The sequence below is a fragment of the Asprobacillus argus genome (assembly GCF_032248395.1).
Lineage (GTDB): Bacteria > Bacteroidota > Bacteroidia > Flavobacteriales > Flavobacteriaceae > Polaribacter > Polaribacter argus.
Genome location: NZ_JAVTTO010000002.1, coordinates 279105 through 297474 on the forward strand (window position 1 = coordinate 279105; position 18370 = coordinate 297474).

Annotated in this window: 18 protein-coding genes; 13 read left to right on the plus strand and 5 right to left on the minus strand. The window is 35.1% G+C overall.

Annotated features, from left to right (window positions below):
• Nucleotides 1-188 precede the first annotated feature (188 nt).
• Nucleotides 189-1319 (plus strand): N-acetyl-alpha-D-glucosaminyl L-malate synthase BshA, encoded by a 1131-nt coding sequence (bshA, locus tag RQM59_RS04975; protein WP_349240976.1) that lies wholly within the window; start codon nt 189-191, stop codon nt 1317-1319.
• On the opposite strand, the gene aroB is transcribed toward bshA, so the two are convergent.
• Nucleotides 1316-2374 (minus strand): 3-dehydroquinate synthase, encoded by a 1059-nt coding sequence (aroB, locus tag RQM59_RS04980; protein ID WP_349240977.1) that lies wholly within the window; start codon nt 2372-2374, stop codon nt 1316-1318. The genes bshA and aroB overlap by 4 nt on opposite strands.
• Nucleotides 2375-2463: 89 nt before the next feature.
• Between aroB and RQM59_RS04985 the strand changes: the two genes are divergently transcribed.
• The 3 genes from RQM59_RS04985 (at nt 2464) to typA (ending at nt 5830) form a co-directional block, all read left to right on the plus strand.
• A complete protein-coding gene (locus tag RQM59_RS04985; RefSeq protein WP_349240978.1) occupies nt 2464-3624 on the plus strand; it encodes a proline dehydrogenase family protein in 1161 nt (386 codons plus the stop codon).
• Nucleotides 3625-3933: an LETM1 domain-containing protein gene (locus tag RQM59_RS04990; RefSeq protein WP_349240979.1), complete on the plus strand. Its 309-nt coding sequence runs from the start codon at nt 3625-3627 to the stop codon at nt 3931-3933.
• Between the two features lie 124 nt (nt 3934-4057).
• Nucleotides 4058-5830: a translational GTPase TypA gene (gene typA / locus RQM59_RS04995; RefSeq protein WP_349240980.1), complete on the plus strand. Its 1773-nt coding sequence runs from the start codon at nt 4058-4060 to the stop codon at nt 5828-5830.
• A 106-nt stretch (nt 5831-5936) separates the two neighbouring features.
• Here typA and RQM59_RS05000 read toward each other — a convergent pair whose 3' ends face one another.
• The 3 genes from RQM59_RS05000 to RQM59_RS05010 all read right to left on the minus strand — a co-directional run bounded on the left by RQM59_RS05000 (nt 5937) and on the right by RQM59_RS05010 (nt 8513).
• Nucleotides 5937-7466 carry a prolyl oligopeptidase family serine peptidase gene (locus RQM59_RS05000; RefSeq protein WP_349240981.1) on the minus strand — a complete coding sequence of 510 codons (1530 nt, stop codon included), beginning with the start codon at nt 7464-7466 and terminating at the stop codon, nt 5937-5939.
• Nucleotides 7467-7545: 79 nt separating this feature from the next.
• Complete coding sequence (locus RQM59_RS05005) at nt 7546-8037, minus strand: hypothetical protein (protein ID WP_349240982.1); 492 nt, start codon at nt 8035-8037, stop codon at nt 7546-7548.
• Nucleotides 8034-8513 carry a hypothetical protein gene (locus tag RQM59_RS05010; RefSeq protein WP_349240983.1) on the minus strand — a complete coding sequence of 160 codons (480 nt, stop codon included), beginning with the start codon at nt 8511-8513 and terminating at the stop codon, nt 8034-8036. Before RQM59_RS05010 ends, RQM59_RS05005 begins: the two co-directional genes overlap by 4 nt.
• 354 nt (nt 8514-8867) lie before the next feature.
• On the opposite strand from RQM59_RS05010, the gene hisG reads away from it, so the two are divergent.
• The 8 genes from hisG to hisIE all read left to right on the plus strand — a co-directional run bounded on the left by hisG (nt 8868) and on the right by hisIE (nt 16189).
• Nucleotides 8868-9725, plus strand: a complete 858-nt coding sequence (gene hisG, locus RQM59_RS05015) for an ATP phosphoribosyltransferase (RefSeq protein ID WP_349240984.1) — start codon at nt 8868-8870, stop codon at nt 9723-9725.
• Between the two features lie 81 nt (nt 9726-9806).
• Nucleotides 9807-11099: a histidinol dehydrogenase gene (gene hisD / locus RQM59_RS05020; RefSeq protein WP_349240985.1), complete on the plus strand. Its 1293-nt coding sequence runs from the start codon at nt 9807-9809 to the stop codon at nt 11097-11099.
• 72 nt (nt 11100-11171) lie between these two features.
• The gene (gene hisC / locus RQM59_RS05025; RefSeq protein ID WP_349240986.1) at nt 11172-12209 is read left to right on the plus strand and encodes a histidinol-phosphate transaminase; all 1038 of its coding nucleotides are present in this window, start codon (nt 11172-11174) and stop codon (nt 12207-12209) included.
• A 69-nt stretch (nt 12210-12278) separates the two neighbouring features.
• Entirely contained in the window at nt 12279-13418 is a 1140-nt protein-coding gene (hisB, locus tag RQM59_RS05030; protein WP_349240987.1) for a bifunctional histidinol-phosphatase/imidazoleglycerol-phosphate dehydratase HisB, read from the plus strand.
• A 108-nt stretch (nt 13419-13526) separates the two neighbouring features.
• Nucleotides 13527-14108 (plus strand): imidazole glycerol phosphate synthase subunit HisH, encoded by a 582-nt coding sequence (gene hisH / locus RQM59_RS05035; protein ID WP_349240988.1) that lies wholly within the window; start codon nt 13527-13529, stop codon nt 14106-14108.
• Between the two features lie 2 nt (nt 14109-14110).
• Entirely contained in the window at nt 14111-14836 is a 726-nt protein-coding gene (gene hisA / locus RQM59_RS05040; RefSeq protein WP_349240989.1) for a 1-(5-phosphoribosyl)-5-[(5-phosphoribosylamino)methylideneamino]imidazole-4-carboxamide isomerase, read from the plus strand.
• Between the two features lies 1 nt (nt 14837).
• A complete protein-coding gene (gene hisF / locus RQM59_RS05045; protein ID WP_349240990.1) occupies nt 14838-15593 on the plus strand; it encodes an imidazole glycerol phosphate synthase subunit HisF in 756 nt (251 codons plus the stop codon).
• Entirely contained in the window at nt 15590-16189 is a 600-nt protein-coding gene (gene hisIE, locus RQM59_RS05050; RefSeq protein WP_349240991.1) for a bifunctional phosphoribosyl-AMP cyclohydrolase/phosphoribosyl-ATP diphosphatase HisIE, read from the plus strand. The genes hisF and hisIE overlap by 4 nt, the downstream gene beginning before the upstream one ends.
• Nucleotides 16190-16193: 4 nt before the next feature.
• Here hisIE and RQM59_RS05055 read toward each other — a convergent pair whose 3' ends face one another.
• Nucleotides 16194-17690 carry a hypothetical protein gene (locus RQM59_RS05055; protein WP_349240992.1) on the minus strand — a complete coding sequence of 499 codons (1497 nt, stop codon included), beginning with the start codon at nt 17688-17690 and terminating at the stop codon, nt 16194-16196.
• Between the two features lie 150 nt (nt 17691-17840).
• On the opposite strand from RQM59_RS05055, the gene yiaA reads away from it, so the two are divergent.
• Nucleotides 17841-18326 (plus strand): inner membrane protein YiaA, encoded by a 486-nt coding sequence (gene yiaA, locus RQM59_RS05060; protein WP_349240993.1) that lies wholly within the window; start codon nt 17841-17843, stop codon nt 18324-18326.
• The last annotated feature ends 44 nt before the right edge of the window (nt 18327-18370 follow it).

Genomic DNA, 18370 nt, shown 5'->3' on the forward strand with positions numbered 1-18370 from the left:
GTGCTCGAAATGACATGAAGGGTAGTCATATGTCATTCCGACCAACGCGGAGGAATCTCAAAAGAACACACATAACAAACCTATTGATATAGAGATAACTACTATATCCATAGGTTTTTTTTATACTTTTCTTCACATATTGATGTAAGTAAAGAAGTATCTTTACGTCAGTTAAACCAAAATCTAAGATGAATATAGGAATCGTTTGTTACCCTACATTTGGTGGGAGTGGAGTACTGGCTACCGAGTTAGGAATGGCCTTGGCAGATAAAGGTCATGAAGTACATTTTATCACATACAATCAACCAGTTCGATTAGATTTTATTACTCACAAACTGCACTTTCATGAAGTGCTACTGGAAGAATATCCATTATTCGAATATCAACCGTACGAATTAGCTTTATCTAGCAAAATGGTTGAGGTTGTCGAAAAACATCAATTAGAGGTATTACATGTACATTATGCCATTCCACATGCATATGCGGCGTATATGGCAAAGCAAATGTTAAAGGAAAAAGGAATGAATGTAAAGGTAGTTACTACCTTGCATGGAACGGATATCACGCTTGTTGGAAGTCACCCAACTTATAAAACGGCAGTAGAATTTAGCATCAATAATTCAGATGTGGTTACCGCAGTTTCCAATAGTTTAAAACGAGACACACAACGTTTGTTCAATATCAAAAATGATATTGAGGTGGTATACAACTTTATTGATACAGATAAATACGACAAGGAGCATCAAAAAGAGTGTAAGCGCATCGCCTTAGCCGAACCACATGAAAGAATATTGACGCATGTTAGTAATTTCCGACCTGTAAAAAGAACTTCTGATGTGGTCAAGGTATTTAACCTTGTTCAAAAAGAAATGCCAGCAAAACTGTTAATGGTAGGAGATGGACCAGACCGAGTGAAAGCAGAAGGTTTGGTTAATGACCTAGGAATTTCAGATAAAGTGATTTTTTTAGGAAATAGTAATGAGGTTGCAAAGATCTTATGCTATTCAGACGTTTTCTTATTACCCTCTGTAAGCGAGAGCTTCGGATTAGCTGCTTTGGAGGCAATGGCGGCAGATACAGCTGTAATTTCCACAAATACCGGAGGGTTACCTGAAGTTAATACGCAAGGTAAAACAGGATTCTTAAGTAATATTGGTGATGTAGAAGATATGGCGAAGAATGCTTTGACCATTCTAAAAGATGATGAAACTTTAGCTACTTTTAAAGCAAACGCTAAAGAACACACAAAACAGTTCTCTTTAAAAAATATCTTACCAGTATATGAAGATATTTATAAGTCTTGTGCTGTAAAAGTTTAAGAATTGTAATACTCTAGGCTCTCAATGATTAGATCGTTGGGTACTTTACAATCCAGCTGACAATCTTCAAAATCATTTAATAAAACAAAATTCACCTGTCCAGCTACGTTTTTCTTATCGTGCTTTAAAAGAGCTATGATCGGATCAAAATCTTCCGCTAAAATTTGAACTTTATCAAAGATGGATAGTATTAATTCTTTAGCACTATCTACCTTTTTGTTTTGCAGATTTAAGAGCTGATACGATATATAACATTCACAAATCATACCTATGGAAATAGCCTCTCCGTGTGTGAGCTTTTCTTTGTTTGGATTCTCTAAAAAATAAGACTCAATTGCATGTCCGATAGTATGCCCAAAATTCAAAATCTTACGAAGTCCATTTTCCTTAGGGTCTTCTAAGACAACGGTATTCTTAATTTGAATAGATTTAAACACTAAGTCATTGAAATTATGATTTTTAGATTCTTTTACCTCTTGTAAAAGTTTAATATCGTATGTTAAACCATATTTTATAATTTCCGCCATGCCAGACCGTACTTCTCTATCACTTAATGTGGTTAAATAATCCGTATCTACAATCACCATTTTAGGGTTGGAAAATAGTCCGATTTGGTTTTTTAAAACACCAAGATCAATACCCGTTTTTCCACCCACCGAAGCATCTACCATACTTAATAGTGTCGTTGGAATATTCACAAAGTCAATACCTCTTTTAAAGGTGGATGCAATAAACCCACCAAGATCTGTAATTACACCACCTCCTAAGGTAATTAGTAAACTTTTTCTATCAGCATCTAATTCACTCAATGCATTCCAAACTCCAGCCGATGTTTGTAAATTTTTAAATTCTTCACCAGGCTCAATTTCAATGACCTCAATACGAGTATCTGTATCCAAAAATGGAATAAATTTCGAATAACAATGGGTCATCGTGTTTTCATCGACTAAAATAAATAGAGACGAATACGCTTTTTCTTTGATAAGACTCGATAGTTCTTTGTAGCTATCTTTTTGAAAATGAACAGGATATGTGCTTGCCTGAATAGTCTGCATATGTTTTGAAATATGAGTGCAAATTAAGTAGAAATTATTGAATAATTTGCGCTAGCTAATTATCTTTGTCATAAGACTAAAATCAAAGAATGAAACTTTTTGACAATACGGAGATTGCTTTTTCTCTGAAATCTGATTCTGAATTAGAACGTGCTTATTTTTTGTTTAAAATGATACAGAGCCAACCCATGGTGCGTATAGGAACAGCCGTTACTAATTTTGCTTTGAAAGCGCACTTGCCGGTAGAGGGATTAATTCGATCCACGGTATTCGATCATTTTTGTGGCGGAGTTACGGAAGAAGATTGTATTCCAAACATAGAGAGAATGCATGGTAGAGGTGTATTTTCAGTACTAGACTATTCTGTTGAAGGAAAAGAAACGGAAGAGCAGTTCGAATATGCATTAAAGAAAACACTGGATAGTATAGAGTTCGCCAAAGAGAAGAAAGCAGTGCCTTTTGCTGTATTCAAACCTACTGGCGTGGGTCGTTTTGGACTATATCAGAAGATTACTGAAAAGGAAGCATTGACCAATGAAGAGAAGAGTGAATGGGTATTGGTCATGGATCGTTTTGATCAGATCTGTAAGAAGGCAGTAGCATGTGATGTTCCAATTTTAATAGACGCTGAGGAAAGCTGGATGCAAGACGCTGCAGACAATTTAATCGAAGCTATGATGGAGAAATACAATAAAGACAAAGTAATTGTATTTAATACCCTGCAAATGTATCGTCATGATAGAATGGAATATCTAAAGGGATTACATCAAAGGGCACATCAAAAAGGGTACTACATTGGAATGAAAGTAGTAAGAGGCGCTTATATGGAGAAAGAACGAGAAAGAGCAGCAGAAAAAGGGTATCCTTCACCAATTTGCAAGGATAAACAAGCTACAGATGATAATTATAATAAAGCCATCCGTTATATGATGGAACACGCTAAGATGGCCTTGTTTGCAGGAACGCATAATGAAGAAAGCTCTTATTTGCTGATGGATTTGGCAAAACAGCATAAGATTTCCAATAATGATCATCGATTGTGGTTTGGACAGTTATACGGTATGAGCGATCATATGAGTTTCAACTTAGCTAAAGAAGGGTATAATTCAGCCAAATACTTGCCCTTTGGTCCCGTGAGAGATGTGATGCCCTATTTAATACGAAGAGCTGAAGAAAACACTTCAGTAGCAGGGCAGACTAGTAGAGAATTAAACTTGATTAAACAAGAAAGAAAAAGACGAAAATTGTAAATGACTTCCGTAGACGAAATAAAAGAACTCCTAAAAAAGAACAAAAAGCGTTTGGCTAAGGAGCTAGATCAAAGCAAAGAGGCAGTAGCATTGATCAAAAAATCGATGTCTACCAGTCTAAATGATGAAGAAAAAGACAAGGTAAAAGTACAGTTGCTAGATATCTGCAAAGCTGTACCTGCCTTTGCGGTTTTTATGCTACCTGGCGGAGCCTTACTACTACCTTTATTGATGAAATTGATCCCTGATATTCTTCCAAGTGCCTTCCGTGAAGATGATGAAGAGTCTCAAGAATTGCTGGAAAAATAACATCCAGAGCATCTGCAAAATAGCCATGTTCGAGGTTAACTTTTTATTTTTACAAATTCATCATTCATAATACTCGATTAATAGACAAGAAAGTAGTACTTTTGCAACTTCAAAAAAAGCAAGTATGCAGTCTATAAGAAACATCGCTATTATCGCCCACGTAGATCACGGGAAAACTACCTTGGTAGATAAGATTATTGATCAAGCTAAAATTTTGGACGATCGTAAAGAACGTACAGATTTATTGTTGGATAATAACGACTTAGAGCGTGAAAGAGGAATTACGATTCTTTCTAAAAATGTATCTGTTAATTACAAAGATGTAAAGATCAATGTAATTGATACTCCTGGTCACGCCGATTTCGGAGGAGAAGTAGAGCGTGTATTAAAAATGGCGGATGGTGTGTTACTGTTGGTGGATGCTTTTGAAGGACCGATGCCACAAACACGTTTTGTATTAGGAAAAGCAATTGAATTAGGATTGACTCCTATTGTAGTTGTCAATAAAGTGGATAAAGAAAACTGTACTCCTGATTTGGTTCACGAGAAAGTGTTCGATTTGATGTTTGCCTTAGAAGCTACGGAAGAGCAATTAGATTTTACGACTATTTATGGTTCTGCTAAGAATGGATGGATGAGTACAGATTGGCAAGAACCAACTACAGATATTATTCCATTACTAGATGCAGTAATCGAATCTATTCCTGAAGCACCGTATAGAGAAGGATCTCCTCAAATGCAGATCACATCTTTAGATTTTTCTTCTTTTACAGGAAGAATTGCTATTGGACGTGTCTATAGAGGTGATTTAGAAGAGAATAAAGACTACATGCTGTGTAAGAGAGATGGTTCTACCAAAAAGGTAAGAATCAAAGAATTACACGTATTTGAAGGAATGGGTAAAGCAAAGGTTTCTAAAGTAAGAAGTGGAGACATCTGTGCAATCACGGGAATTGAAGGATTTGAGATCGGAGATACGATTGCAGATATGGAACACCCAGAAGCATTGCCAAGAATTGAAGTAGATCAGCCTACGATGAGTATGTTGTTTACGATTAATAATTCACCATTCTTTGGAAAAGAAGGAAAGTTTGTAACGTCTCGTCACTTACGTGATCGTTTGTTCAAAGAAATGGAAAAGAACCTTGCTTTACGTGTTGATGAAACAGATACAGAAGATAAATTCAACGTTTTCGGACGTGGAGTATTACACTTATCGGTACTGATTGAAACCATGCGAAGAGAAGGGTATGAGTTACAAGTGGGAAGACCACAAGTAATTATTAAAGATATTGATGGTGTAAAATCTGAACCATACGAGACATTGTCTATTGATGTTCCTGAAGATGTTGCTTCTAAAGCAATTAACTTAGTATCCTTAAGAAAAGGAGATTTGCTAGTGATGGAACCAAAAGGAGATTTACAGCATTTAGAGTTTACCATCCCTTCTAGAGGATTGATTGGTTTACGTAATAAGATTTTAACGGCAACGGCTGGAACTGCAATTATCAACCATAGATTTAGTGAATATGGACCTTTTAAAGGAGAGTTCACGGAAGATATTAAAGGAGCGATCGTTTCTTCTGCTGCAGGTAAAGCAACTGCCTATGCAATTGATCGTTTGCAAGATAGAGGACGTTTCTTTATAGATCCTAACCAGGATATCTATATTGGACAAGTGGTTGGAGAAAACAGTAAGGATACCGATTTGGGAGTGAATCTAATCAAAGGAAAAAAACTAACCAATGTTCGTTCTTCAGGAACGGATGATAGTGTGAAGATTGCTCCAAAGATTGATTTCTCATTAGAAGAGTGTATGGAATACATTAAAGTAGATGAGTACTTAGAAGTTACTCCAGAAAGCTTGCGTATGCGTAAAATTTCGTTTAGACCATAATGATTTGTCATTCCGACCGAAGGGGAGGAATCTCATATATAAAAAAGGCTCAAGTTTATACTTGAGCTTTTTTGTATTATATGTCTATAATGACACTTGTTATATATTATTCTAATTGCTTCAACTTATCGATAGCATTCTGATTTTGAGGGTTTAGCTCCAAGGACTTCTTGAAATTAAGAATGGCATTTTTGGTATCCTTTTGATAAAGATACGCTTCAGCTAAGCTATCGTATAAATTTGCGGATTTCGGATATATATGCAACGCCAATTGAAACACGTTAATACCTTGTTCCATTCTTGAAGGGTTAAATGATAAATACAAGCCTAGTGTATTTAGCATGCCTTCTTGAAGTTGCAGTTTTGGATATTTTACTTTGGTTGTTTTGTATAGTGAAATCAAATCTTTATATCCCTGTTGCAGAGCTAGATCATTAAAATCTTTGTAATTAAAGGCGGTCACTAGCCCTTTTTTCATTTTTTTTGAAATCAAACTTTCAGAAAAACCATTTTTACTAGAACTGTTTTCAATGAATGATTTTGCTTTCTTATCACCCTTCAAAGTGGCATTTAAAAATTGCAATGCGTGTTCAGAGAGTAACTTATACGAAGCCATGATCTTATCATCACTTTTGTCTTGTCTTTTGTCTCGATTGGCAAATAGGACGCCAAAAGAACTAAAATAAGAATGTGTGAGGTCGTGAAATTTATAGCTATATGCGTTGCTATATTTTAAAGAATCGTACAGTTGGAATTGATAATTCAACTCAGCAGGAATTTTATCCTTTGTAAGGACTTCCTCAGGAATATCTTTTTGGGCAAAATGGATGTAGGGAACCGTAAACTTGTTTAGGTTAAAGTAAGGTGATTTTGACAGTACTTTATAGTTGTACCTTTCCGTTCCATCTAAACTTACGATGGCACTAATGTTCTTATTTTTCATAGCTGTTAGAGCATTTGATATTCCACCAAAGCTAAACCCCATCAATGCTATCTTAGTATTGTCAATATTTTTATAGGTGTAAATTTCTTTTAGTAGGAATGCTACATCTCTAGATTGTGTTTCCATATCTTTTGCTGTGCCTCCTTCCAACCATTTTGTATTTGTTCCTCGCGAAGGGCTTGAGATCACGACAAAACCATTACTTGCTAAATATTCAAATAGCGCAAAATTCTCCATAGATGAAGCTTGATAGCTGGGGGCATATACAATAACTGGGAATTTGCCTTTTAACATAGAAGCGTTAGCAAAAGCAGCAACTTTTTCGGAAAGATGTGCTTTATTTTGGGGTGTATTCCACAAGTAGGAAAACCAATCTAATAAGAACGCATTGGGCAAGTGTTTCCATTCTTCTTCTTCCTTTAAAATCTCCAGATAATTTAAAACAGTTAATTGCTGAGCATTACTTTTTTTAATATCAGCTGGATACCAAACACTAATGGGGATGGGGCGATAGATACGCTGATTATTAAACTCATTTTTGATTTGATACATTCTGGTGCTATCAGTCTTTGTATAATGAGTATAACCTACCGCATACTTACCGTACTGTAGCTCTATTTCTTTTAAGGAAGTTTGCCCCTTTATGGAACCTAGTTGAAAAAAGACAAAGACAATGATCGTTAGTTTTCTCATGATGGTTAGTTTACGTATTCAACTCTAAAGATGCAGTAATTTAATAATTGTGACAGTTTTTTGTTTACTGTTAATGCGTTTAAGTATTATACTTAAATGAGTTACCTATATCAATTAACAAATTTCCTTGAATGTCTGGAGAAATATTAACGGGTAGTTTGTTTTCAATATCGATTTCAAAAAATGAAGTAGTAACCCTTAGTACAAGGTCATTGTCAAAGTCGATTTGGACGCCGCTAATGACTTTTGTCTTCTCAGTTTTCATGGTGTAATCAACAATAACTTCAAATTCAGTCTCAATCAATTCTAAAGATATAATTCTTTTTCCTATAAATTCATTAAGTTTTTCCAAATTAAGCTCGTAATAGTCAAATGATGCGGTGTACGGCATTTCGGCGTATTCATAAGATTCCTTTTCGAAATTCCACCCTATAGTAATAACTTTTTCTACAAAATGAAATTCGATGCCACCATCAATAGCATACCCTTTTTCATCACTGAACTCCATATAATTTTCATTGATATTGAAAGTTTTGATGTCTAGTATAGCTTGATTATTGATTCCTTTCATTTTGATACTTTAGAATTTTGAGCAATTGTTAATTGGTTTTTACAGTTATTGAGACTAGCTGTTTTTTCTTCAGGTAAGTCAGTTGTAAAACTCATATCGCATTTTTCACTTATAACATGGTTTAAAACCCCATCTTTTTGCATAGAATTCATTCTTTCTAGTTTACTTATAGGAGAGTCATTGGTTATTCTCATTATTTGATGACCGTATTTTTCTATTCTGTCATTATAGAAAACGAAAACACCGTATAGGAGTTGACGATTTGTTTTCTTAAAGAAGCGTGTATGACTGGTGTTTTTTGAGAAAATTTCAACAGATATAACATACATAATTTGAGCCCAACAAACTTCTAGTACTAATTTTCCTTCAGAACAATTTCTTTCAGCTTTTAAATAATATGAAGTGTCCGCGTATTCCCTCTTATTTTCTTTAATTATTTCCCAATGCATAACAATATCTAACAGTATTGTATTCAAACTTACCAATTTATTTTCCTATAAACAATGAGATCACTTGTTATAATTTCAAACAAATCCATCAAAAATGATAAAATTTCCAATCGCTAATAATTTTTTAGGAGAAGTACTTGCGTAACTAAAAATTTATTCGCAACCTTTGTTCAGACAAAAACAAGACATGAATTTTATTCAAAACCATCATCATCATTTTCATATTTCGACTCAAGCGAAGTGAAAGTGTATTGAATAAAATCAACATATTTAAAAACCCGTTTGAGTATATCAAACGGGTTTTTCTTTGCTCTTAAAGCAAGGAGTTTTCCTTAAGATGTACTCAAACCAAATAAGACACCCGCTTTATCGGGCACAAACATGAGTACATTAAAAATGGCGATTCAAAAATCAGGGAGGTTAAATCAAGACTCTCTTAAAATCATTAAAGATTGCGGCATTTCCATAGACAATGGAAAGGATCAGTTAAAAGCATCAGCAAGTAATTTCCCTTTAGAGGTATTCTATTTACGCAATGGAGACATTCCACAATACCTAAGAGATGGTGTAGTGGATGTTGCAATCATTGGAGAGAACGTATTAATAGAAAAAGGGCAGGATATCGACTTTGTAGAACGATTGGGGTTTTCAAAATGTAAAGTCTCTCTGGCGGTTCCCAAGAATGAGATCTATACAGACATGTCCTACTTTGAAGGGAAAAAAATTGCAACCTCTTATCCAAATACAGTACAAAAATATCTAAATGCTGCGAGTGTCAGTACCAATGTTCACCTTATTAACGGGTCGGTAGAGATTGCACCAAACATCGGTTTGGCTGATGGTATTTGCGATATTGTTTCTTCCGGGAGTACTTTATTCAAGAACAATTTAAAAGAAGTTGAAGTTTTATTAAAATCCGAAGCAGTATTGGCTGTATCTCCAAGAATATCTGTAGAAACACAAAAGGTACTAGACAAGCTGCAATTTCGAATTCAATCTGTTTTAAAAGGGCGTAACTCTAAATACGTATTGCTAAACGCACCGAATGATAAACTTGAGAGCATTTTGGCGGTACTTCCAGGAATGCGGAGTCCAACGGTATTGCCATTAGCGCAAGAAGGTTGGAGTTCTGTACACTCCGTGATCAGTAAAAATCAGTTTTGGGAGATCATTGACGAATTGAAAGCAAAAGGAGCAGAAGGAATTTTGGTATGTCCAATCGAAAAAATGGTACTATAAAATAACATGTCATTCCGACCGTAGCGGAGGAATCTAAGAGGTTTCTCGGCAAGTTCGAAAAGACAAAAGGATACTAAAACAATGAAAGTTATAAAATACCCTAAAAGAGAAGACTGGTCTACTATCTTAGCACGTCCCACAAAGACGGTAAAAGATATAGAAACTACCGTGAACCAGATATTTGAAGACGTTCAGCGAAATGGAGACAAGGCTATTCAAAAGTATACCTCAATGTTTGATGGAGTAGTACTCGATTCAATACGAGTAAGTTCTGAAGAGATAGAAGAAGCTATAAAGACTATTTCTGAAGACTTAAAAAAAGCCATTGAAGTAGCTAAGTCAAATATTACATGCTTCCACAAAGCGCAACAAACCGATCGTGTTTATGTGGAGACTATGTCTGGAGTAACATGTTGGCAAGAAAAAAGACCCATTCAAAAAGTGGGGCTATATATTCCAGGAGGAACCGCACCTTTATTTTCGACGGTCTTAATGTTAGCTATTCCGGCGAACATTGCAGGTTGTTCTGAAATTGTATTGTGCACGCCACCCAGTGCAAATGGAAAAATAGCAAATGAAATTTTATACGCAGCTCAGCTTTGTGGTGTTACAAAGATTTTTAAAGTAGGAGGTATACAAGCCATTGCTGGATTAACTTTTGGAACGGCTACTATTCCTGAGGTATATAAAATTTTTGGACCAGGAAATCAATTTGTCACAGTGGCCAAACAATTAGCCACCAAATATAGTGTTGCTATTGATATGCCTGCAGGACCTAGTGAATTATTAGTGATGGCAGATGATACGGCAATTCCAGCTTATGTTGCTTCCGATTTACTAAGTCAGGCGGAACACGGAGTTGATAGTCAAGTCATCCTAGTATCTACGTCAAAAAAACTTGTTGAAGCAGTTAACAAAGAAATTAAAAGACAAGTAAAAGCCTTACCTCGTATTGTAATTGCTACCAAAGCGATAGAGAATTCAACATCTATTTTGGTCAAGAGTACTAGTGAAGCATTAGATTTGATCAATGAATATGGACCCGAGCACTTTATTGTTTGTACAAAGAACACAGCGTATTTCACAGACAATATAGCAAATGCAGGTTCTGTGTTTATAGGAAACTACACACCAGAAAGTGCAGGAGATTATGCATCTGGAACGAATCACACCTTACCAACAAACGGTTTTTCTAAAGCTTATTCAGGAGTAAACCTGGATAGTTTTACTAAAAGTATCACCTTCCAAAAAATATCCAAACAAGGGATTAAAAATATCGGAAAGTCGATTGAATTAATGGCGGAAGCCGAAGGGTTAGAGGCACACAAAAAAGCAGTTTCCATACGATTAGAAAGTTTAAAAAAAGGTAAATGAAGTGTCATTCCGACCGAAGTGGAGGAATCTCTAAGATTTCTCGAGAGGCTCGAAATGACAAAAAAATAAGAAATGAATATAAATAATTTAGTAAGAGAAAATATTAAGAGCTTGAGTCCCTACTCATCTGCCAGAGATGAGTTTAAAGAGGCTTCTTCGGATACTATATTTATGGATGCAAATGAAAACCCTTTTGATTCAGGTTTAAACAGGTATCCAGACCCTAAGCAAAGCTTAGTAAAAAAAGCGTTGTCCGAGTTGAAAGGAATGCCTTCCTCGCAGATATTGCTAGGTAATGGAAGTGATGAAGTACTGGATTTAATATTTCGAGTGTTTTGCGAACCTAAACAGGACGCCGTAATTACATTGCCTCCCACGTATGGAATGTACAAAGTGTTAGCGAATACCAATGATGTTGCTACGGTGGAAGTTCCGTTGTCAGAAAGCTTTCAACCCAATGTAAATGAGATCTTGAGGGCACAAGATGAACGTACAAAGTTGTTATTATTATGCTCGCCAAACAATCCAACAGCCAATAGTTTTGAAGTGGTCAAGGTTGAGAAATTGATTAGAGAATTTAAGGGAATTGTGGTTATTGATGAGGCTTATATTGATTTTTCGGATCAAGAAAGTTGGATAGGACGACTGGCAGAGTTTCCTAATTTAATAGTGACGCAAACGCTTTCCAAAGCGTATGGTCTGGCTGGAATTCGATTGGGAATATGTTATGCATCTCTAGAAATTATCTCAATCTTAGATAAGGTGAAGCCGCCTTACAATGTAAATCAGCTTACACAAGACGTTGCTTTGAGCGCATTGAAGAATCAAGAAAAAACCAATCTTGAAATTCAACGTATTATTTCTGAAAGAAACAAAATGATAAACAACTTAAGTTTGGTTAAGGTGATAGAAAAGAGTTATCCATCGGATGCTAATTTTTTATTGGTTAAAGTCGATGATGCGGACAAAAGATATCAAGAATTACTTGAAAAAGGAATTGTGGTAAGAAACAGAACAAAACAAATAATGTGCTCCAATTGCTTGCGCTTAACAATAGGATCGGAACAGGAGAATAACAGATTGATAAAAGTGTTAAATGAATTAAAATAATGTCAGTTCGAGCGTAGTCGAGAACTAAGACATCTCGACTGCGCTCGATGTGACAACAATAAAACAATCATGAGTAAAAAAGTATTATTTATTGACAGAGATGGGACATTAGTGATAGAACCACCTATAGATTATCAACTAGATAGTTTTGAAAAATTGGTATTCTATCCGAAAGTATTTCAATATCTAAGTAAGATTGCTAAAGAACTAGATTATGAACTAGTGATGGTAACCAACCAAGATGGTTTGGGAACGGATAGTTTTCCTGAGGATACGTTTTGGCCTGTACATAATTTCATTATTAAAGCTTTTGAGCAAGAAAGTATTGTCTTTAGAGAACAGATTATTGACAAGACTTTTGCTAAAGAAAATGCTCCAACCCGTAAACCTAATACAGGGTTATTGACCAATTATTTTTCTGAAGAGTACGATTTAACTAATTCGTTTGTGATTGGAGATCGTCTTACGGATATTGAATTAGCAAAGAACTTAGGAGCTAGAGGAATCTTTATGAATGAAGAACGAGGTGTTGGAGATGAAGAAATTACAGTAAGACGCGAGACATTGGAAAGTTATATTGCCCTAGAAAGTACAGATTGGGAAACTATTTATCAATTTTTAAAAGCTGAGGACAGGACAGGGAATATTGCCAGAGATACCAATGAAACAAAAATTAAAATAGACCTGAACCTGGATGGAACTGGGAAAAGCGAGATAAATACAGGGATTGCTTTTTTCGATCATATGTTAGATCAAATAGCACGTCACGGTCAACTAGATCTAAATATTCAGGTGAATGGAGATTTGGAAGTGGATGAACACCACACAATAGAAGATACCTCCATAGCTTTGGGTGAAGTGTTTGCACAGACTTTAGGGAATAAATTAGGTATCGAACGCTATGGCTTTTGTTTACCAATGGATGATTGCCTGGCACAAGTAGCTATTGACTTTGGAGGAAGAAACTGGCTCGTTTGGGAAGCGGATTTCAAACGAGAAATGATTGGTAAAATGCCTACAGAAATGTTTATGCATTTTTTCAAATCGTTTACAGATGGCGCCAAATGTAATTTGAATATCAAAGCAGAGGGAACTAATGAACATCACAAGATCGAAGCTATTTTTAAAGCGTTTGCAAAAGCTATTAAGATGGCCGTAAAACGTGATGTTGAGAAGATGATTTTACCATCAACTAAAGGAATGTTATAAACACACAGTCATTCCGACAAAGCAAGGCGACGAGGAATCTCATAAAGAAGATTTCTCAATCGTTTTTCAGACTCATTTCGAAATGACAGCATACTAAAAAGAATAGAAATGAAATTAGTAATCATAGATTATGGAGCAGGAAATATTAAAAGTATTCAGTTTGCCTTTAAAAGACTGGGAGTGAACGCTATATTATCCTGTAATCCAGAAGAAATAAGAGGTGCAGATAAAGTTATTTTTCCTGGAGTAGGTGAGGCTAGTTCAGCCATGGCTAAATTGAAAGAATCTGGTCTAGATAAAGTAATTCCGACATTAGCACAACCGGTTTTAGGCATCTGTTTAGGGATGCAATTAATGTGTACTGCTACCGAAGAAGGAAAAACACAAGGACTAAATATTTTTAATACTACCGTTAAACGGTTTTCTAATGAAAGAAAAGTACCGCAAATGGGATGGAATCGAATTATGAATTTAAAATCCGAACTGTTTAAGGGAGTTGCTGAAAATGAATACATGTATTCAGTTCACAGCTATTATGCAGAAAATACTATTGCTTCCATAGCTAGTACAAATTATATAACAACATATGCTTCAGCACTAAAGAAAGATAACTTCTATGGAGTTCAGTTTCACCCAGAGAAAAGCGGAAAAGCAGGAGCTAGAATATTACAAAACTTTTTGAATTTATAAGTATGAGAATTATACCTGCCATAGATATTATAGAGGGAAAATGTGTGCGATTAACGAAAGGAGATTACAACACAAAGAAAATATACAATGAAAGCCCTTTAGAAGTAGCAAAAGAGTTTCAGGGCGCTGGCATTCAGTATTTGCACGTTGTCGATTTAGATGGCGCAAAAGCGAGTCACATTGTTAATTACAAGGTATTGGAGCAGATAGCTTCAAAGACGGAATTAAAGATTGATTTTGGTGGTGGATTAAAATCTGATGAAGACTTGCGAATTGCATTCGAATCGGGAGCTAATCAAATCACAGGAGGTAGTATCGCAGTAAAAAATCCAAGCGTTTTTGAAAAATGGATTTCAAAATATGGTAGCGATAAGATCATTTTAGGAGCAGATTGCCACAATGAAAATATTGCTATTAATGGTTGGCAAGAAGAAAGTAGGTTAAAAGTAATACCTTTTATCAAAGGGTATCAAAATAAAGGAATCTCTTATGTGATCTGTACGGATATTGCTAAAGATGGTATGTTAGAAGGACCTTCGTTTGAATTGTACGAAAGAATAGTAAAAGAAACTCCGAAAATGCGATTGATCGCCTCTGGAGGAATCTCCTCTTTTAACGAACTTCCCAAGTTAAATTCTTTAGGATGTGAAGGCGTTATTATTGGAAAGGCCATTTATGAGAATAGAATTCGCTTGAAAGAACTGGAGCAATTTATAATACAAAATTAAGATGTTAACAAAACGAATAATACCTTGTTTAGATATTAAAAATGGACGCACAGTAAAAGGTGTCAATTTTGTCAATTTAAGAGATGCCGGTGATCCAGTAGTACTGGCAAAGCAGTACGCAGCTGTAGGAGCAGATGAGCTGATTTTTCTTGATATTTCAGCCACATTAGAAGGAAGAAAAACAATGAGAGATATGGTGTTGAAAGTCGCAGCGGAGGTCAACATCCCGTTTACCGTTGGCGGAGGCGTTTCTTCTGTCGAAGATGTGGATGCATTATTACGATGTGGAGCCGACAAGATTGCTGTGAATTCAGCTGCAATAAAAAGACCAGAATTGATCAATGAATTGGCAAGTAAGTTTGGAAGTCAATGCATTGTGGTAGCTATTGATGCTAAGAAGGTGGGAGAAAAGTGGTATGTGCATTTAGCTGGTGGAACTATTCCCACAGAACTGGATTTATTTGATTGGGCAAAGGAAGTTGCAGAACGAGGGGCAGGAGAGATCTTATTCACATCGATGGATCATGATGGTACTAAATCAGGATTTGCAAATAAGGCATTAGCCAAGCTATCTGAATTGGTCAATATACCCGTTATAGCTTCGGGAGGCGCCGGTACCAAAGATCATTTTGTAGACACGTTTACCAAAGGAAAATCAGATGCTGCATTGGCAGCTAGTATTTTCCATTTTGGAGAAATAGAAATTTCAGAATTAAAGAAAGAACTCAAAAAGAACAATATTGAAATACGATTATGAATATAGATTTTAATAAGAACTCAGATGGATTGGTACCTGCAATTATTCAGGATGCGATGACCAAAAATGTATTAATGCTTGGCTATATGAATGAAGCAGCTTACTTAAAAACCATGGAAATAGGAAAGGTTACTTTTTTTAGTCGATCTAAGAATCGTTTATGGACCAAGGGAGAAGAGAGTGGAAATTTCCTTCAATTAGAAACTATTGAACTTGATTGTGATAATGACACATTACTTATACAGGCACGCCCAAATGGACCAACCTGTCACAAAGGAACAAATACCTGTTGGAATGGGACTAATGAGCAGTCATATGGGTTTCTTTCTACATTAGAAAGTACGATTTCTGAAAGAGTTGAAAATGCAAACGCTTCTAATTCGTATATCGCTTCTTTGTTTAAAAAAGGAATCAATAAGATTGCGCAAAAAGTAGGAGAGGAGGCGGTAGAAGTTGTTATTGAGGCAAAGGATACCAATGATATTTTGTTTTTAGAAGAAAGTGCGGATTTGTTATTCCACTATCTATTGTTGCTTAGAGCAAAGGGATATGGTTTAAACCATGTTGTATCCGTGTTGAAAGAGAGGGAGAAATAGTATACTATTGCTGAATTAGATTTAGTGTGGTTTCGTAAAGCGGTGCTTTCTCCATTTTGCTTTTTAGCCAAGCATAAAAACTCATCACAAAAATATCTTCCTCTTTAGAGGTGATCCATTCAAAGGAACTCTCTACTTTGGATTTAAATTGTGTAGAGGTTACATTTGAAGGGTCTTTGTAATATGCTTCAATAAAAGACAAATAGATGATAGCACGTTCCTGACCAATAGCTTTTAGATGTTGATAATAGGACCTTTTAAAACTTAATAACCTAGACTCGAGCAGCTCTAAGTTTTCTAATTCAAGATGAAGAAGAATCTCTATTAGATTCTTTTTCATAGTCCATTCCTTTCCAGTTTTTTCTATATACCATTTATCGGTATGGTAAAATTTTGAAAACAAACGCATTGCCTTTTTGAATTCACCTTGTTGAAAGTAGCACATAGTCAAACTAAGATAAATGTCAAGAAGACTTGAAAGATCTGGATGTTTTTTTGAGACAAAAGGCTCAAATATTTTTATAGCCTCTGAGGATTGGTTGCTGTAATTTTTGTTAAGCCCTAATAGTAGATAATACTTTACCTTAAAGGATGAATAATATTTTCCTTTTTTTAAAAGCATATGCTCATGCATCACTGCTAGGTATTTAGAGGATTCAGAAAATTTTTTATTTCTGAAGAGTGTATTTGCAATGTGATATAATACATAAATATGATAGTACAGCTGTTTTTCTTTTGATTTATGGTCTTTTACTATTTCATATTTGCTTAATAAAAAGTTTTCGATTTTAAGATAGTCCTTGGTTGCAAATGCGGAGAGACTGTTTATTGTTATTAATTGGTACAAAGATTTAAAAGAAAGTGCTTCTTCCAGATTAATTTGATGCTCTTTGAAGGTGTTTTCTACTAAATGCTGAAAATCAACAATAACCCCATTGTGAAGAATTTCTTTTATTTTTCTTCGAATCTTGGCATAGGCAATGTTTAGCTCTTCGTCTAGATTATGTAGCTCTTGGTTTCTTTTAAACTTATCAATAAGTGCTTCAATATCCAAATCGGTACTCTTATAGGCGTATTGAATTTTCGTATGATAGATTTCATTTAATAGTGGATATAGTTGATGTTCTTTAGCAATAGGCTCTGCCTTATCTAAAACTCTGTACCCCATTCTATAATGACCTTTTGTTAGGTAGTTTCTAGCGGCTAACAAGTACTTTATGATCTGCATATCTATTGAACCCTCATCTTCGAGGCTATGATTAGCGGTAAAATCAATCACAGACTGATACAGACGCTTTCTTAAGGCGTATAAAGCATCTTTGTTAGTTGTCTTATAAATCTTTTGTGACATCTCATTTATAGATAGTTCTTCCTGCAAGATTAGTTGGAACAATTGAATGTTTTTAGTGTCTTTCCTCTTGTTCTTTTTTTCTAAAAACAGAACGAATTGTTTCTGCTCATCTGAAGAGAGTGTGCGAATTATATCATTTAACTCAGTCATTATATCGTTTGTTTTTATGTAAAAAAATTAATAAATATAGAGATTAAATATATAATAATATAAAATATATCGTCAGTTTTTAATTGAAATTGTATTTGTGATGTTGTAGTTAGTATGCACTTTTGTCCTGTAATCATTAAAACAAAAATTATGAATTATCAAACAACAGTTTCAACAAAAGAAGAACTGAAGTCAAAATCAAAAAAGAAAAAAAATGAAGTCTTTGATCAGAAACCGACAAATGCATTTATTGGCGCCTCATGGTCTGTGCTTTTTATTGGGATGGTATCTTATTGTGTTGGTTTGTGGAATGCAGATATGCTACTGAATGAAAAAGGATACTATTTTACTATACTATTATTTGGTCTATTCTCAGTAATCTCCGTTCAAAAAGCAGTACGAGATAAGCTCGAGAACATACAAGTTACAGAAATGTATTACGGTATTAGTTGGTTTACAACAGTCGCGTCCATAGTACTATTAGTGATTGGTTTGTGGAATGCCGATTTAGAACTTAGTGAGAAAGGTTTTTATGGGTTAGCCTTTGTATTAAGCATGTTTGGAGCTATCACTGTGCAAAAAAATACAAGAGATACAGAATTTATTAAGAATCATGAAAAAGAGAAGGAAAGTTAACAAATTTGTTTTGTTGATTGGATGGTGAATCACCCTAAACCCTG

Bases quoted from the DNA above. Each gene is read 5' to 3' on its own strand.
- bshA (WP_349240976.1), top strand. From the start codon at position 189: ATGAATATAGGAATCGTTTGTTACCCTACATTTGGTGGGAGTGGAGTA.
- aroB (WP_349240977.1), bottom strand. From the start codon at position 2,374: ATGCAGACTATTCAGGCAAGCACATATCCTGTTCATTTTCAAAAAGAT.
- RQM59_RS04985 (WP_349240978.1), top strand. From the start codon at position 2,464: ATGAAACTTTTTGACAATACGGAGATTGCTTTTTCTCTGAAATCTGAT.
- RQM59_RS04990 (WP_349240979.1), top strand. From the start codon at position 3,625: ATGACTTCCGTAGACGAAATAAAAGAACTCCTAAAAAAGAACAAAAAG.
- typA (WP_349240980.1), top strand. From the start codon at position 4,058: ATGCAGTCTATAAGAAACATCGCTATTATCGCCCACGTAGATCACGGG.
- RQM59_RS05000 (WP_349240981.1), bottom strand. From the start codon at position 7,466: ATGAGAAAACTAACGATCATTGTCTTTGTCTTTTTTCAACTAGGTTCC.
- RQM59_RS05005 (WP_349240982.1), bottom strand. From the start codon at position 8,037: ATGAAAGGAATCAATAATCAAGCTATACTAGACATCAAAACTTTCAAT.
- hisG (WP_349240984.1), top strand. From the start codon at position 8,868: ATGAGTACATTAAAAATGGCGATTCAAAAATCAGGGAGGTTAAATCAA.
- hisD (WP_349240985.1), top strand. From the start codon at position 9,807: ATGAAAGTTATAAAATACCCTAAAAGAGAAGACTGGTCTACTATCTTA.
- hisC (WP_349240986.1), top strand. From the start codon at position 11,172: ATGAATATAAATAATTTAGTAAGAGAAAATATTAAGAGCTTGAGTCCC.
- hisB (WP_349240987.1), top strand. From the start codon at position 12,279: ATGAGTAAAAAAGTATTATTTATTGACAGAGATGGGACATTAGTGATA.
- hisH (WP_349240988.1), top strand. From the start codon at position 13,527: ATGAAATTAGTAATCATAGATTATGGAGCAGGAAATATTAAAAGTATT.
- hisA (WP_349240989.1), top strand. From the start codon at position 14,111: ATGAGAATTATACCTGCCATAGATATTATAGAGGGAAAATGTGTGCGA.
- hisF (WP_349240990.1), top strand. From the start codon at position 14,838: ATGTTAACAAAACGAATAATACCTTGTTTAGATATTAAAAATGGACGC.
- hisIE (WP_349240991.1), top strand. From the start codon at position 15,590: ATGAATATAGATTTTAATAAGAACTCAGATGGATTGGTACCTGCAATT.
- RQM59_RS05055 (WP_349240992.1), bottom strand. From the start codon at position 17,690: ATGACTGAGTTAAATGATATAATTCGCACACTCTCTTCAGATGAGCAG.
- yiaA (WP_349240993.1), top strand. From the start codon at position 17,841: ATGAATTATCAAACAACAGTTTCAACAAAAGAAGAACTGAAGTCAAAA.